Origin of the sequence: Nocardia sp. SSK8 (genome assembly GCF_037034205.1) — a bacterium.
Taxonomy (GTDB): Bacteria; Actinomycetota; Actinomycetes; order Mycobacteriales; family Mycobacteriaceae; genus Nocardia.
On sequence record NZ_JBAGKD010000023.1, the window covers coordinates 1 to 14,858 of the forward strand.

General features: G+C 67.7%; 16 protein-coding genes. All 16 read right to left on the reverse strand.

The window, feature by feature from the left end; genetic code table 11:
- Positions 1-206 precede the first annotated feature (206 nt).
- The 16 genes from murA to prfA all read right to left on the reverse strand — a co-directional run bounded on the left by murA (position 207) and on the right by prfA (position 14,763).
- Positions 207-1,487, reverse strand: coding sequence for a UDP-N-acetylglucosamine 1-carboxyvinyltransferase (murA, locus tag WA675_RS26645; RefSeq protein WP_336088076.1), 1,281 nt, complete (start codon positions 1,485-1,487; stop codon positions 207-209).
- A gap of 78 nt (positions 1,488-1,565) precedes the next feature.
- On the reverse strand, positions 1,566-2,144 hold the full coding sequence (locus WA675_RS26650) for a cob(I)yrinic acid a,c-diamide adenosyltransferase (protein WP_278265177.1): 579 nt from the start codon (positions 2,142-2,144) through the stop codon (positions 1,566-1,568).
- 70 nt (positions 2,145-2,214) lie between these two features.
- Positions 2,215-2,643: a DUF2550 domain-containing protein gene (locus WA675_RS26655; protein ID WP_336088138.1), complete on the reverse strand. Its 429-nt coding sequence runs from the start codon at positions 2,641-2,643 to the stop codon at positions 2,215-2,217.
- A gap of 175 nt (positions 2,644-2,818) precedes the next feature.
- Complete coding sequence (locus WA675_RS26660) at positions 2,819-3,196, reverse strand: F0F1 ATP synthase subunit epsilon (RefSeq protein WP_336088079.1); 378 nt, start codon at positions 3,194-3,196, stop codon at positions 2,819-2,821.
- A gap of 6 nt (positions 3,197-3,202) precedes the next feature.
- Positions 3,203-4,651: a F0F1 ATP synthase subunit beta gene (atpD, locus tag WA675_RS26665; protein WP_336088082.1), complete on the reverse strand. Its 1,449-nt coding sequence runs from the start codon at positions 4,649-4,651 to the stop codon at positions 3,203-3,205.
- 24 nt (positions 4,652-4,675) lie between these two features.
- A complete protein-coding gene (locus tag WA675_RS26670; RefSeq protein ID WP_336088084.1) occupies positions 4,676-5,647 on the reverse strand; it encodes a F0F1 ATP synthase subunit gamma in 972 nt (323 codons plus the stop codon).
- A gap of 62 nt (positions 5,648-5,709) precedes the next feature.
- Positions 5,710-7,350, reverse strand: a complete 1,641-nt coding sequence (gene atpA, locus WA675_RS26675; protein ID WP_336088086.1) for a F0F1 ATP synthase subunit alpha — start codon at positions 7,348-7,350, stop codon at positions 5,710-5,712.
- Positions 7,351-7,406: 56 nt separating this feature from the next.
- The gene (locus WA675_RS26680; protein ID WP_336088088.1) at positions 7,407-8,219 is read right to left on the reverse strand and encodes a F0F1 ATP synthase subunit delta; all 813 of its coding nucleotides are present in this window, start codon (positions 8,217-8,219) and stop codon (positions 7,407-7,409) included.
- 19 nt (positions 8,220-8,238) lie between these two features.
- Positions 8,239-8,796 (reverse strand): F0F1 ATP synthase subunit B, encoded by a 558-nt coding sequence (locus tag WA675_RS26685; protein WP_336088090.1) that lies wholly within the window; start codon positions 8,794-8,796, stop codon positions 8,239-8,241.
- Positions 8,797-8,801: 5 nt separating this feature from the next.
- Positions 8,802-9,050, reverse strand: a complete 249-nt coding sequence (locus WA675_RS26690) for an ATP synthase F0 subunit C (protein ID WP_278265169.1) — start codon at positions 9,048-9,050, stop codon at positions 8,802-8,804.
- 78 nt (positions 9,051-9,128) lie between these two features.
- Positions 9,129-9,983 carry a F0F1 ATP synthase subunit A gene (gene atpB, locus WA675_RS26695; protein ID WP_442945731.1) on the reverse strand — a complete coding sequence of 285 codons (855 nt, stop codon included), beginning with the start codon at positions 9,981-9,983 and terminating at the stop codon, positions 9,129-9,131.
- A 286-nt stretch (positions 9,984-10,269) separates the two neighbouring features.
- Positions 10,270-10,737 (reverse strand): hypothetical protein, encoded by a 468-nt coding sequence (locus WA675_RS26700; RefSeq protein WP_336088096.1) that lies wholly within the window; start codon positions 10,735-10,737, stop codon positions 10,270-10,272.
- 19 nt (positions 10,738-10,756) lie between these two features.
- On the reverse strand, positions 10,757-11,890 hold the full coding sequence (locus WA675_RS26705; protein ID WP_336088097.1) for an MraY family glycosyltransferase: 1,134 nt from the start codon (positions 11,888-11,890) through the stop codon (positions 10,757-10,759).
- Positions 11,891-11,903: 13 nt separating this feature from the next.
- The gene (locus WA675_RS26710) at positions 11,904-12,566 is read right to left on the reverse strand and encodes an L-threonylcarbamoyladenylate synthase (RefSeq protein ID WP_336088099.1); all 663 of its coding nucleotides are present in this window, start codon (positions 12,564-12,566) and stop codon (positions 11,904-11,906) included.
- Between the two features lie 201 nt (positions 12,567-12,767).
- Positions 12,768-13,664: a peptide chain release factor N(5)-glutamine methyltransferase gene (prmC, locus tag WA675_RS26715; protein WP_336088102.1), complete on the reverse strand. Its 897-nt coding sequence runs from the start codon at positions 13,662-13,664 to the stop codon at positions 12,768-12,770.
- 28 nt (positions 13,665-13,692) lie between these two features.
- Positions 13,693-14,763, reverse strand: a complete 1,071-nt coding sequence (prfA, locus tag WA675_RS26720) for a peptide chain release factor 1 (protein ID WP_336088104.1) — start codon at positions 14,761-14,763, stop codon at positions 13,693-13,695.
- Positions 14,764-14,858: the final 95 nt, after the last annotated feature.

Consider the following 14,858-nt stretch of genomic DNA (forward strand, 5'->3'; position numbering starts at 1 on the left):
TTCCACCCGCAACATTTCGTAGGGGCTTCCGCAGGGCAACTGTTCCAACCTAGCGCAGACAACCCGACCGAAGCAAGTTCGGAAGGAGTGAGTCTGGCTAGATGATCAATCAGGCGCTCATCGTGACTCCGTGGGAGTCCGTGGCGCTCTGACTCGAATAAAGTTACGTGGCGACTAACGTGAAGTCAAATCGCCTGGTCAGGAGGCTATTTCGGCGCGCCTACGCGCTCGACCCGGCCACCCAGCGCCTGCATCTGCTCGACGAACTTGGGATAGCCGCGGTCGATATGGAAGACGTCGTGCACCTCGGTGACGCCGTCGGCGACCAGGCCGGCCAGCACCAGGCCCGCGCCGGCGCGGATGTCGGAGGACCAGACCGGCGCGCTGGACAGGCGCGGGATGCCGCGGACCACGGCGTGGTGACCGTCGGTGCGGGCGTCGGCGCCGAGGCGGATCATCTCCTCGACGAAGCGGAAGCGCGCCTCGAAGACGTTCTCGGTGATCATCGAGGTGCCGTCGGCGATGGCGGCCAGGCCGATCGCCATCGGCTGCAGGTCGGTGGGGAAACCGGGGAACGGCAGGGTCGCGAAGTTCACCGCGCGCGGGCGCTCCGGCTGGATCACGCGGAAGCCGTTGGGCTCGTAGGAGATCCGTGCGCCCGCGGCGCGCAGCTTGTCCAGCACCAGCGCCAGGTGCTTGGGGTTCACCCCGGTGACGCGCACGTCGCCGGTGGTCATCGCGGCCGCGATCCCCCAGGTGGCGGCGACGATGCGGTCGCCGATCACCCGGTGCGTGGTCGGCGAGAGGCTCTTGACGCCCTGCACGGTGAGCACCGAGGAACCCGCGCCCTCGATCCGCGCGCCCATCTGCACCAGCATCTGGCACAGGTCGACGATGTCGGGCTCGCGCGCCGCGTTGTCGATGACCGTCTCGCCCTCGGCCAGCACCGCGGCCATCAGGATGTTCTCGGTCGCGCCGACGGACGGGAAGTCCAGCCGGATGCGCGCGCCCTGCAGCTCGTCGGCCTTGGCCACCACGCAGCCGTGCTCGATCTCGCTGGTGGCGCCGAGCAGTCGCAGGCCCTGCTGATGCATGTCCAGCGGGCGCGAACCGATGGCGTCGCCGCCCGGCAGCGCGACGACCGCGCGCTTACAGCGCGCCATCAGCGGGCCGAGCACGCACACCGAGGCGCGGAACTGGGTGACCGCCGGGAAGTCGGCGTGGTACTTGGGCTCGGGCGGGGTGACGATCGTGCAGACCGAGCGGTCGCCGCTCTCGTCGTCGGAGATGGTCACGTCGCAGCCGAGACCACGCAGCACATCGGCCATCAGCGGGACGTCGAGGATGTCCGGGCAGTTGGTGATGGTGGTCGTACCCTCGGCCAGCAAAGCGGCGGCCATCAGCTTCAGCACGCTGTTCTTCGCGCCGCCGACCGCGACCTCGCCGACGAGCTGATTACCGCCGGAGACCAGAAACCGTTCGCTCACCCCGCCAGCTTATCGACCGTTGGACCACGACACGCCCCCGACGCCAAACCGGCCGATCCCGGCGGCGGCGAATCGCTTTCAGCGCTCGCGTCCGCCCCCGGGCTGCCAGAGCACGTCACCCTCGGGATTAGTGGCCCGGCTGAGGATGAACAGCAGGTCCGAGAGGCGATTGAGGTACTTGGCTGGCAGCACGCTGGTGTCGTCGGGATGCGCCTCGACGGCGGCCCAGGCGGCGCGCTCGGCGCGTCGCACCACGGTGCGCGCGGTGTGCAACAGCGCGGCCAGCGGCGTGCCGCCGGGCAGGATGAACGAATTCAGCGGTGCCAGACCGTCGTTGAATTCGTCGCACCACGCCTCGAGGCGGTCGATATAGGGCTGGGTGATCCGCAGCGGCGGGTACTTCGGCTCGGCGACGACCGGGGTGGATAGGTCGGCGCCCGCGTCGAACAGGTCGTTCTGGATCTGCCGCAGCACCGCGAGCACGGCGGGTTCCGGGGCGCCCAGGGCCACCGCGACGCCGAGCGCGGCATTGGCCTCGTCACAGTCGGCGTAGGCGATCAGGCGCGGGTCGTTCTTGGGCACCCGGGAGAAATCGCTCAGACCGGTGGTCCCGTCGTCGCCGGTGCGGGTGTAGATCTTGGTCAGGTGCACGCTCACGCTGTGTCCAATCGGCATGATGGGGCGCCCTGCGTGGTTACGCGAGCTGCCTCCTCCGGGCGCTGACCGCTCATGCCGGGCCTCCTCGGGTACGGCGGGCGCGGTCCGAGGGCCGCGACTCCATCCAGGACAGAAAAGCCGCCATCGATCCGCGGTCGAGCGCGAGCTCGAAACTGTTGTGCGGGTCGGTGACGGCTACCACGACGAGGTCCTCGGTCATGATGTCGAACTCGTCGCCCTGTGGCGCGCGCCGTTCGACGATCTCCAGACCTTGCCGGTGGATCGTGCTGTCCGGGCCGAATTTCAGGCTGGTCAGCTTGAAGAAGACGAGGCGGTCCTCCTCGTAGCGGATCAGGCCGTGCCGCCAGCCCTGGCCGCCACGCGCGGGCAGTACCCGCAGCAGCGCGGCCGTTCCGCCGCGGCGCAGCATGACCAGGCGATAGGTCGACGCACCGGCTACGAACACGAGCGTCAGCACCAGAATGATCAGGAGAACCATCCCGGTCTGCAATGCCGTACGCCCTTTCGCTCTACCCGGTGCCAGAAGACACCCCCATCCGACATTCAATCACGCCGGAAACGGCTGCCTTCGCCGGGTTCGCGGATCCCGGCGGAGACAGCACTGCCGGCGGCGGACCGAAGTCCGCCACCGGCAGTGGGTAGTGCTCGTGCGATCAGGCGGTCGCGGTGGCCTCCACCGCGCGCACCTGGCCCTGCGCGATGCGCAGCTCCACCTCGGTGGCGCTGCTGTCGGCGAGCACCCGGCGGGCCTCCTCGACGTCGACCTCGCCCGCGAGATCCGCGGACTCGGCCAGCACCCGCACGGTATCGGCGGTCACCGAGAAGAAGCCGCCGTGCACCGCGGCGACGATCGTCTCACCCTCGGTCGACACGATCTTGACCGTGCCGCCCTCGACGAGCTGACCGAGCAGCGGCTCATGGCCCGCCATGATGCCGATCTGACCCTCGGTGGTCTGCGCGCTGACGAACTTGGCCTGGCCGGACCAGAGCTTCCGTTCGACCGCGACCAGATCAACTGTCATTTCCGCCATGGATGACTACTTTCCGGCGATCTTCTTCGCGGCCGCCTCGACGTCGTCGAGACCACCGCAGGAGTTGAACGCCTGCTCCGGGAAGTGGTCGAACTCGCCCTTGCAGACGCGATCGAAGTCGTCGATGGTCTGCTCCAGCGGCACGACCGAGCCCGGCTGACCGGTGAACTTCTCGGCCACGATGAAGTTCTGGCCGAGGAACTTCTCCAGGCGACGGGCGCGGCCGACGAGGACCTTGTCCTCTTCGGAGAGCTCGTCCATACCGAGGATGGCGATGATGTCCTGCAGTTCCTTGTACTTCTGCAGGATCCGCTTCACCTCGTTGGCCACGCGGAAGTGACGCTCGCCGACGATCGAGGCCTCGAGGATGCGCGAGGTCGAGGTCAGCGGGTCGACGGCCGGGTAGATGCCCTTCTGCGAGATCGGGCGGGAGAGCTCGGTCGTCGCGTCCAGGTGGGCGAAGGTGGTCGCCGGGGCCGGGTCGGTGTAGTCGTCGGCGGGGACGTAGATCGCCTGCAGCGAGGTGATCGAGCGACCACGGGTCGAGGTGATGCGCTCCTGGAGCTCACCCATCTCGTCCGCCAGCGTCGGCTGGTAACCCACGGCGGAGGGCATACGACCCAGCAGGGTCGAGACCTCGGAACCCGCCTGGGTGAAACGGAAGATGTTGTCGATGAACAGCAGCACGTCCTGGTGCTGGACATCGCGGAAGTACTCCGCCATGGTCAGCGCGGACAGGGCCACGCGCATACGCGTGCCCGGCGGCTCGTCCATCTGGCCGAAGACGAGGGCGGTGTCCTGGAGGACGCCCATCTCTTCCATTTCCAGGTGGAGGTCGGTGCCCTCACGGGTACGCTCACCGACGCCCGCGAACACCGAGGTGCCGGAGAACTCGCGAGCGATACGGGTGATCATCTCCTGGATGAGCACGGTCTTGCCGACACCGGCACCACCGAACAGACCGATCTTGCCGCCCTTGACGTACGGGGTCAGCAGGTCGATGACCTTGACACCGGTCTCGAGCATCTCGGTCTTACCCTCGAGCTGGTCGAAGCTCGGGGGCTTGCGGTGGATGCCCCACTGCTCGCCGTCGCGGCCGAGGCCGGGCGAGTCGAGGCAGTCGCCGAGGGCGTTGAACACGTGACCCTTGACGATGTCGCCGACGGGCACCGAGATCGGCTTGCCCGAGTCGGTGACGGTGGCGCCACGGACCAGACCGTCGGTGGGCTGCATCGAGATGGTGCGCACGATGTTGTCACCGAGGTGCTGGGCGACCTCGAGGGTCAGGGTCTTGGCCACCGACGCGAGCTTGATGTCGGCGTTGAGAGCGTTGAACAGCTCGGGGATGGCGCCACGCGGGAACTCGACGTCCACGACGGGGCCGATGACACGGACGACGCGGCCGGCGGTTGCGCCCGCCTTGGCTGCGTTGTCCTGAGTGACAGCTGCGGTCATTAGATTGGTTCTCTTCCTGCGCTTCTAGTCGCGGTCCGAGCTCGACGCCAGCGCGTTCACGCCGCCGACGATTTCGCTGATTTCCTGCGTGATCTGGGCCTGACGCACCGAGTTCGCCTCGCGCTGGAGCACACTGGCCAGCTCGTTGGCGTTGTCGGTCGCGGCCTTCATTGCGGTGCGCCGAGCCGCGGACTCGGATGCCGCTGCCTCGAGCAACGATGAGTAGATACGCGTGTTGATGTACTTGGGCAGCAGTGCGCCCAGCAGCACATCGGCGTCCGGCTCGAACTCGTACTGCGCCGTGGCCACCACGTTCGGCGAGTCCGACAGCATGTCGTCGCCGAGATCGAACTTCTCGTCGACGAAGCTGACCTGGATCGGCGCCAAGCGGCGCACCTCCGGGTTCTGGGTCAGCATCGAGACGAACTTGGTGTACACGATGTGCAGCTCGTCGACGCCCGCGATGGTTCCGGTGCCGTCGAGCGAGGGGACCTCGCCGTCGGACCCGGCCATGAAGGCCTCGACCAGGTGGCCGCACGCGGCCGACGCATCGGTGTACTTCGGCTGCTGCGAGAAGCCGGTCCACGACGCCTGGAACGGGCGGTTACGGAACTTGTAGTACGTGAGGCCCTTGTTGCCCATCACGTACAGCACCGGCTCCTTGCCGTCGCCACGCAGGGTGGTCATGAGCTCCTCGGCGCGCTTGAGCACGTTGGAGTTGTAGCCACCGCACATGCCGCTGTCACTGGTGATCACCAGGACGGCGGCGCGCTTCGGGTTCGGACGCTCGTTGAGCAGCGGGTGCGCCAGGTTCTTCGACGCGCTCGCCAGCTCGCCGAGGACCTTGGTGATCTCCTCGGCGTACGGCTTGGCGGCCGCGACCCTGGCCTGGGCCTTGGAGATTCGCGAGGTCGCGATCAGTTCCTGGGCCTTGGTGATCTTCTTGATCGAATTCACACCACGAATACGGGAGCGCAATTCGCGCAAACTAGCCACTAGCGGGTCACACTCCCCTCATTCGTCAGATCGGAATTTGCCGACATCAGTGCTGACCCGGCTTACTTCTCGACGTGCTTGCGGGTGACCGACAGCGACTCGACCTCTTCGTGCTCCAGGTCGCCCGCGGCGGCCTCGTTCACGACGCGGCTGCCGTCGGAAGCCAGGAAGCCCTGCTTGAACTTGTCGGTCTCGGACTTGATCGCGTCGGCGGCCTCACCGTCGAGCGGCTTGCGGCCACCCTCGAGGGCGTCGAAGGACGACTGGGTCGAGCTGTGCAGGTACTCGAGCAGCTCGGCGGTGAAGCGACGCACGTCGCCGACCGGCACCGAGTCGTAGTAACCGGCGTCGACCAGGTAGATCGAGACGACCTGATCCTCGACGGCGACCGGGGAGTACTGGTTCTGCTTGAGCAGCTCCACCCAGCGGGCACCGCGCTCGAGCTGGGCCAGCGAGGCGGCGTCCAGGTCGGAGGCGAAGGCGGAGAACGCCTCCAGCTCGCGGTACTGGGCCATTTCCAGACGCAGCGAACCGGCGACCTTCTTCATGGCCTTGGTCTGGGCGGCGCCACCGACACGGGAGACCGAGGTACCGACGTTGATCGCCGGGCGGACACCCTTGTTGAACAGGTCGGACTCGAGGAAGACCTGGCCGTCGGTGATGGAGATGACGTTGGTCGGGATGAACGCCGAGACGTCGTTGGCCTTGGTCTCGATGATCGGCAGACCGGTCATCGAGCCAGCGCCCATCTCGTCGGACAGCTTGGCGCAACGCTCCAGCAGACGGGAGTGCAGGTAGAAGACGTCACCCGGGTACGCCTCGCGGCCCGGCGGGCGGCGCAGCAGCAGCGAGATGGCGCGGTAGGCCTCGGCCTGCTTGGTCAGGTCGTCGAACACGATCAGGACGTGCTTGCCCTGGTACATCCAGTGCTGGCCGATGGCCGAACCGGTGTAGGGGGCCAGCCACTTGAAGCCGGCGGAGTCGGAGGCCGGGGCCGCGACGATGGTGGTGTACTCCATCGCGCCGTGCTCCTCGAGCGCGGTCTTGACGCCCGCGATGGTGGAGCCCTTCTGGCCGATCGCGACGTAGATGCAGCGGACCTGCTTGGTCGGGTCGCCGGTCTCCCAGTTCGCCTTCTGGTTCAGGATCGCGTCGACGGCGACGGCGGTCTTGCCGGTCTTGCGGTCGCCGATGATCAGCTGACGCTGGCCGCGGCCGATGGCGGTCAGCGCGTCGATCGCGGTGATACCGGTGGCCAGCGGCTCCTCGACCGGCTGACGCTCCAGCACGGTCGCGGCCTGCAGCTCGAGCACGCGGCGGTCGTCGGCCTCGATCTCGCCCAGGCCGTCGATCGGCTGGCCGAGCGGGTTGACGACGCGACCGAGGAACTTGTCGCCGACGGGAACCGACAGCACGTCGCCGGTGCGACGGACCTGCTGGCCCTCTTCCAGCGAGGCGTACTCGCCGAGGATGACGGCACCGATCTCGGTGTCCTCGAGGTTCAGCGCGACGCCCAGGACGCCGCCCGGGAACTCGAGCAGCTCGTTGGCCATCGCCGAAGGCAGACCGCTGACGTGCGCGATGCCGTCACCGGTGTCGGTCACGGTGCCGACTTCTTCGATGGAGGTTTCCGGGGTGTAGCTCTGGGTGTAGCTCTCGATCGCGCTACGGATCTCGTCGGAGGAGATCGTCAGCTCCGCCATGTTGTTCCTGCTCTCGCTGTGGTCTCGAATGTCGGGGGTTGGAGTTGAGCTGCTGGCTAGGACAGTGCCCGGCGCAGCTTCTCCAGTCGGCCGGTGGCGCTGCCGTCGATGACGTCGTCTCCGACGCGCACGACGACGCCGCTCAGCAGCGTCGGGTCGACCTGCACGTGCACGGTGACCGCCTTGCCGTAGATCCGCTGCAGGGAAGCGGCGAGCTTGCCCTTCTGCTGATCGGTCAGCTCGACCGCGGCGTGCGCGTGGGCGACGATCTGGTCACGACGGGCCGCCGCCAGATCGGACAGGGCGCCGAAGGCGACGCCGATGTTGTTGGTCCGCAGCCGGGTGACCGCCTGCTCGGCCAGCGTCAGGGTGATCGGCTCGGCCTTGCCGGTCAGCAGCCGGGTGATCAGGTCGCGCCGCGCCGAGGCGGGCTGGCTCTGATCGGACAGGGCCTGCTCCAGCTGCGGGTTGTCGGCGATGATGCGGCCGAGCCGGAACAGCTCGTCCTCCACCGCGTCCAGCCTGCCCGCGTCGGCGGCCGATTCCAGCAGCGCCTCCTGCCCGAGCAGTACCAGGGTGTCGACCAGATCACGGGTGCGCGACCAGTTCTGCGCCACCGCGGTGGTCAGCACTGCCTGCGTGGCAGCGCTGACCTTGCCGCCGAAGATCCGCTCACTGAGTTCAGCGCGCGCCGAACCCGGCACCGACACGTCCGCGAGCGCCACACGCAGCGAACGCTGGTCGTCCAGCACGGCGACAACGGCGAACAGTTCCGACCCCGTCGTGGCCGCAACAGTTTCGCTTCCGGTCAGAGCGGCCCGAAGCGCCTCCCGGGACCGGGAGCTGGCCTCGCGGCTCGCTGCGTACATGCTTCTCACTTTCGCGTCGTTACCTTCCGACCCCGATGGCGTCGGTGTCGTCGAGTTCGCTGAGGAACTTGTCGATCGACGCCGCCTGCTTGGCCTCGTCCGAGACCGACTGACCGATGATCTTCTCGGCCAGGTCGACGGCCGTACGGCCGACCTCGGAACGCAGCTCGGTCAGGATCTGCTGGCGCTGGGCTTCCAGCTGGGAGTGACCGGCGGCGACGATACGGTCGCTTTCGGCCTGGGCATCCGTGCGCATCTGCGCGAGGATCTGCTGACCCTGGGTGCGAGCATCCTCGCGGATTTTCGCGGCCTCGAGCCGGGCGTCGGCCAGCTGCTGCTGGTACTGCTGCAGCGTCTGCTGTGCTTCTTCCTGGGCGGCTTCGGCCCTGGCGATACCGCCTTCGATCTTGTCGGCACGCTCATCGAGGGTCTTGGTCACACGCGGGATCACGTACTTCCAGAACAGCAGACCGATGATGGCGACGCAGACGATCGACCAGACGATGTCGTACGTTTCGGGGATGAGAGGATTCACATCCTCTCCCCCTTCGGCAGCGAGCGTGATGAGTTCGCGCATCGGAATCAGAAGATGAAGCCGGCGACGAGGCCGATCAGCGCCAGGGCCTCGGTGAACGCGATACCGAGGAACATGTTGGTACGGATCTGGCCGGCCAGCTCGGGCTGACGCGAGAAGCCCTCGATGGCCTTACCGACGACGATACCCACGCCGATGCCGGGGCCGATCGCGGCGAGACCGTAGCCGATGGCGCCGAAGCCCTTGAAGGTGCTCTCGGTGTTCGCGGCTTCCTGGGCCAGGTAAGCGAGGCTCATGAGTCTTCTTTCCCTTTCTGTTGCTCACCCGCCGGTCGGCGTGTGTAGCAGGTTTGGCAGTACTGGTGTGGAGACAGGTCAGTGGTCGGCAGCGTGCTGAGCGAGGCTGATGTACACCGCGGTCAGCAGGGCGAACACGTACGCCTGCAGGAAGATGACCAACAGTTCGAACAGCGTGAAGCCGATGCCCGCGAGCAGTGAGAAGGGCGAGAAGACCTTCATCCACGCGGTGGCATCGAAGAGGAAGAACCAGGTGGCGCTGAAGAACAGCACCAGCATGATGTGGCCCGCGAGCATGTTGGCCATGAGTCGCACGGTGAGCGTGAAGGGCCGCAGGATGAAGGTCGAGACGAACTCGATCGGGATCAGCAGCAGGTGCAGGGCCGGCGGCACATCGGGAACCACGATGGACGAGCGCACGTACTTGAAGAAGCCGTACTTGCGGATACCGACGTAGTTGAACGCGATATAGGCGATCGCCGCGAGCACCAGCGGCATGCCGACGCGCGCGTTCGAGGAGATGTTCAGGAACGGCACCACACTGGAGAAGTTCAGGAACAGCACCGTGAAGAAGATCGTCGCGATCAGCGGGAAGAACCTCTTACCGGTTTCCTTGCCGAGGACCTCGTCGCAGATCTGCTCCTTGACGAAAACCACGGCGGTTTCCATCACGTTCTGCAGGCCGCGCGGGACGATCTTCGGCGAGCGGAAAGCCAGCGCGAAGACGATCACCACAACGGCGGTCATCAGCAGCCGGATCAGCATCAGGCGATCGAGTTCGAACGGCGTACCCTCGAACAGCACTGCTGGAGGGAAGAAGTCGGACAGCGATGGCGCGTGGAACTCGCCCGCCGCCAAAGTGATGACGCTCAGCGTTCTCTCCCGTGTTCGGGCCGCGGGTACGACGGTCATTCCCGCGGTTCGATCGGACATTGACGATCAATGGGGTCGACTCTGGTCGGCTCGAAATTCGACAGCTGCTCATACGGTGTAACCCATATCGCTGCTGTTCGGGCGTCGGCGACATCGTCGACATGCTTCAACCGGGCACATTCCACCCGGATCGGCAGTAAGCATAGCGGCACCGGGCAGGATCTGGGCGATCCCCCCTGGTAACCCGAGGCGATGCCCCGAGTCCTCCCGGGCGGCGCCTCCAGCTTGGGTGCTTGCTTACCAACACTTTACCAAGCTATCTACGACGTTGTGTAGCTGGGTGGGATTATTCCTGCTCGGAAGCCGTTTCGTCGTCTCCCGCGCGTGTCGTGACATACGGAACCTTCACGCTCACAACGCCATACGTCTCCGCGCCCAGGACCACCAGCAGCGCGCCCACCACGGTGAAGAACAGCGCGGGCCTGCTGTAGAAGTCGAACTGGTTCAGGATGCCGACCACGACCAGCGCCACCAGCAGCTTGCCGACCCAGCTGACCAGCATGACCAGGCCCGCCGTACTCGGCGGCAGCTTGCTGCCGAGCAGCACCGCGACCACGGTGGTGAGGATGAACCCACCGCCGATCGCGGAGCCCAGCAGGGCGCCCCAGAGGCCGGGCGTCCCGGCCACGAGGGTGGCGATCACCACCGAGGCGACCACGAGGACGCCCAGGCCGATCAGGCCGTAGCGCAGCGCGGCGCGCAGCGGGGCGTCGGGGCCGGGCACGGTTTCCGGTGTAAAGCTCACGGCCCGCACTTTACCTTGCGGCCGCGGCTCACCGGTTGGCCGACTCCACCCGGCGCATGGACGGGATCGCGGTCACTACCAGCGCGAACACCAATCCGCCCGCCACCAGCAACACCACCAGCCGCCGGTCCATCAGTGAGGTACCCACCGCGCCGAAGGCCAGCACGCCGACCCACAAATAGATCAGCAGAACCACGCGGCGCTGAGAATGTCCGATCTGCAGCAATCGGTGATGAAGATGCATTTTGTCCGGTGTGGAGAAACTCACGCCGGCGCGCACCCGGCGCACGATCGCGAGCAGAAGATCGAGCACCGGAATGAACATCACCGCGCCGACCAGCAACAGCGGCGAGAGCAAACCCACAATGTCGCGCGGGCCGTAGCCCTGCAGCGGAATTCGGCCGGAGGCGCCGGTGGATACCGCCGCCAGCATCAAACCGATCATCATCGAGCCGGTGTCGCCCATGAATATTCGGGCCGGTGAGAAATTGTGCGGAAGAAATCCGAGGCAGGCACCGGCCAGCGCGGCGGCCAGCAACGCGGGCGGATAGGTGTCCACCGAGCCGCCCTGGTCGTAGAGCAAACCGATGGAGAACGCGAAAACCGCCACCGCGCAGATCAAACCGAGCCCGGCGGCCAGGCCGTCGAGTCCGTCCACGAAATTCATCGCGTTGACGAGGGTGACGGTGATGCCGACGGTCACCAGGCCGCCGAGCAACGTATCGAGCACCACGGTACTGTCGTTGAACGGGTCATAGATCACGTACCAGCTCAATCCCATGACAGCCATGACACCGGCGGCAGTCACCTGCCCGACGAACTTCGTCAGCGCGTCCAGACCCCACCGATCGTCGATGATGCCCACCACCACGATAATCGTCGCGGCCACGAGCACCGCTGGGATGTCGGGCGGCGCGTAGTCGAAGCCGAGACGCAGCGCAGGTAGCTGATGCGCGAAGAGTATCGCGGCCACCACCCCGATATACATGCCGAGGCCACCCATCCGCGGTATCGGTTTCACGTGCACATCACGCTCACGCGGCACCGCGACGGCGCCGAAACCGATGGCTAGAACGCGGACACCGCCGGTGGCCAGAAAGGTCACCGTCGCCGAGACGAGCAGCACGAGCAGCAGCTCACGCAGCGGAACAACAGAGCTCATCGCGGGCCGGCGATCACCGTTGCGCCGGGCTGGTCAACGCCTCGGGCTGCATCCCGAGCACTTCGGCGATCTCGGTGATCGGCACCGCGCCCTCGCGCAGCACCCGCGGCTGGTCGGCGGTCAGGTCGACGATGGTGGAGGGCACGGCGTGGGTGGCCGGGCCGCCGTCGAGGTACACGCTGGCCAGCGAGCCGAGCTGCTCGCGCGCCTGCTCGACCGTGCTGGCGGGCGGCTGCCCCGAGACGTTCGCGCTCGACACCGCCAGCGGGCCGACCTCGCGCAGCAACTCCAGCGCGACCGGGTGCAGCGGCATGCGCAGCATCACTGTGCCCCGGGTGTCACCCAGGTCCCAGGCCAGCGACGGGGCGGCCTGCACCACCAGGCTCAGCGCACCCGGCCAGAAGGCGCGGATCAGGTCACGGGCCTGCGGGCGCACCGAGAACACCAGGCCGTCGATGGTGTGCCAGGACCCGACGAGCACCGGAACCGGCATGTCGCGCCCGCGCCGCTTGGCGGCCAGCAGGTCGGCGACGGCCGAGGAGTCGAACGCGTCGGCGGCCAGGCCGTACACGGTGTCGGTCGGCATCACGACGAGCCGTCCGGACTTGAGCGAGCTGGTCGCGGCCGCGATCCCCGCAGTCCGAGACCCCGCATCCGCACAGTCGAAGACGCTCATGGTGTTCCGCCTCTCCGGGAATTTTTTCCGGTCGTTGGGTGCGCGGGAGAGTTTAGCTGCCGGGCTCGGGGTGCTGGAGCCGGGGACTTTTGCGCGAACCCGCCGGATGACCGGTGTTCCGGCGCGCGAAGGTGGCTCGGATGGCGCTCGGGAAATACGCGCGCACCGGGCGGCCGGATGACCACCGGGTTCGGCCGACGCTCAGAGTTTGCCGGGCCGCGTGGCGACGACGAAGCGGGGCTTGCCCGCCAGGTCGGGATGCTCGGCGACGGCGGTGAAATCGTGCGCGCGCAGCAGGGTCGCGACGCCCGCGCCGTTGGTGTCGTCGTGTTCGATGCCGGTGGCACCGCCGGGACGCAGCAGGCGGGCGATGGTGGGGACCATCGCGCGGATGACGTCGAGGCCGTCCGGGCCGCCGAACAGGGCGCGGTGCGGGTCGTGGTCGGCGACCTCGGGGTCCAGGACGGCGCCGTCGGGGATGTAGGGCGGGTTCGAGACCAGCAGGTCGACGCGGCCGGACAGGTCGGCGAGCAGGTCCGGGTCGGTGACGTCATCGGCGTACAGGGTGATGGGGGTGTCGCCGTCGGCGATGCGGGTGTCGGCATTGCGGCGAGCCCAGCTCAGGGCCTCGGGTTCGAGTTCGACGGCGTGCACGGTGGCGTCGGGGCGGGCGTGCGCGAGGGCAAGCGCCAGGGCGCCGGTTCCGGTGCACAGGTCGACCACCACCGGCTGGTGATCGTGCGGCAGCGTCTCGAGCTGGGCCAGTGCCCAGGCGAACAGCAGCTCGGTCTCCGGGCGCGGCACGAAGACCCCGGGGCCGACGGCCAGCTCGATCTCGCCCATGGCGGCGGTTCCGGTCAAGTGCTGCAACGGGATTCGCGCGGCCCGCTGGGCGACGAGCTGTTCGAAGCGGTCGGCCTGGTCCTGCTCGACCATGGGCACCATCGCCAGGCGCATCCGGTCGGTGCCCAGGACGTGCGCCGCGAGGGACTCCGCGTCGGGCAGCGGCGAGCCCACCCCCGCCGCCGCCAGCCGTTCGGCCGCCGCGACGATCAGGGGACGCAGGCGCGGACGTTCGGTCGTCGCGTCATCCGGCATGCTCGCCACCCTCTCCTCGGTCTCGCTCCTACTCGGCGGCCATGCGCGCGTCGCGGTCGGCCTTGCCGAGCGCGTCCAGCAGCGCGTCCATGTCGCCGTCGAGGACAGCGTCGAGGTTGTGGGCCTTGAAGCCGATGCGGTGATCGGCGATCCGGTTCTCCGGGAAGTTGTAGGTGCGGATGCGTTCGGAGCGGTCGACCGTGCGGATCTGGCTCGCGCGCCCGGCGGCGGCCTCCTGCTCGGCCTGCTCCTCGGCCAGCGCCTGCAACCGGGCCGCCAGCACCTGCATGGCGCGCGCCTTGTTCTGCAGCTGCGAGCGCTCGTTCTGGCAGGTCACCACGATGCCGGAGGGCAGGTGGGTGATGCGGACCGCGGAGTCGGTGGTGTTGACGCCCTGGCCACCCTTGCCGGAGGACCGGTAGACGTCGATGCGCAGGTCGGTCTCGTCGATCTGCACCTGCTCGACCTCGTCGGGCTCGGGGTAGATCAGCACGCCCGCCGCGGAAGTGTGGATGCGGCCCTGCGACTCGGTCACCGGCACGCGCTGCACCCGGTGCACGCCACCTTCGAACTTGAAGCGCGACCACACGCCGTCGCGGGCGGCGTCGCGGCTCTTGATCGACAGCGTCGCGTCCTTGTAGCCGCCCAGGTCGGAATAGGTGACGTCGAGCGTCTCCACCTTCCAGCCGTGGCGTTCGGCGTAGCGGATGTACATCCGGGCCAGGTCGGCGGCGAACAGCGCCGATTCCTCGCCACCCTCGCCGGACTTCACCTCGAGCACCACGTCGTCGCCGTCGTGCGGGTCGCGCGGGGCCAGCAGGTCGGCCAGCGTCTGCTCCAGCTCCACCAGCTGGGACTCCAGCCCGGGCACCTCGGCGGCGAAGGCGGAATCGTCGGCGGCCAGCTCGCGGGCGGCCTCGAGATCGTCGCGCACCGTCTCGAGCTTGCGGTAGGTGCTCATCACCGGGGCCAGCTCGGCGAAGCGCTTCCCCACCCGGCGCGCGGCGCCCGCGTCGTTGTGCAACGACGGATCGGCCAGCTGCGTCTCCAGGCCCTGGTACTCGGCGAGAATGTCGTCGATGGCGGACGGCTGCGTCACGGTGAGAGTTCCTTCGGAAGAGTGCGAAGCGAGGAGCGGGAACAGAAACCACCGACGCCCGGCCTGCTGAGCAGAACCGGGCGTCGGAAGAGGCA

What these genes read in the sequence shown, in the direction of transcription:
- WA675_RS26655 (WP_336088138.1), bottom strand. Translation starts at nt 2,643, where the DNA reads ATGGTTCTCCTGATCATTCTGGTGCTGACGCTCGTGTTCGTAGCCGGT.
- WA675_RS26660 (WP_336088079.1), bottom strand. Translation starts at nt 3,196, where the DNA reads ATGGCGGAAATGACAGTTGATCTGGTCGCGGTCGAACGGAAGCTCTGG.
- atpD (WP_336088082.1), bottom strand. Translation starts at nt 4,651, where the DNA reads ATGACCGCAGCTGTCACTCAGGACAACGCAGCCAAGGCGGGCGCAACC.
- atpA (WP_336088086.1), bottom strand. Translation starts at nt 7,350, where the DNA reads ATGGCGGAGCTGACGATCTCCTCCGACGAGATCCGTAGCGCGATCGAG.
- WA675_RS26680 (WP_336088088.1), bottom strand. Translation starts at nt 8,219, where the DNA reads ATGTACGCAGCGAGCCGCGAGGCCAGCTCCCGGTCCCGGGAGGCGCTT.
- WA675_RS26685 (WP_336088090.1), bottom strand. Translation starts at nt 8,796, where the DNA reads ATGCGCGAACTCATCACGCTCGCTGCCGAAGGGGGAGAGGATGTGAAT.
- WA675_RS26690 (WP_278265169.1), bottom strand. Translation starts at nt 9,050, where the DNA reads ATGAGCCTCGCTTACCTGGCCCAGGAAGCCGCGAACACCGAGAGCACC.
- atpB (WP_442945731.1), bottom strand. Translation starts at nt 9,983, where the DNA reads ATGTCCGATCGAACCGCGGGAATGACCGTCGTACCCGCGGCCCGAACA.
- WA675_RS26705 (WP_336088097.1), bottom strand. Translation starts at nt 11,890, where the DNA reads ATGAGCTCTGTTGTTCCGCTGCGTGAGCTGCTGCTCGTGCTGCTCGTC.
- WA675_RS26710 (WP_336088099.1), bottom strand. Translation starts at nt 12,566, where the DNA reads ATGAGCGTCTTCGACTGTGCGGATGCGGGGTCTCGGACTGCGGGGATC.
- prmC (WP_336088102.1), bottom strand. Translation starts at nt 13,664, where the DNA reads ATGCCGGATGACGCGACGACCGAACGTCCGCGCCTGCGTCCCCTGATC.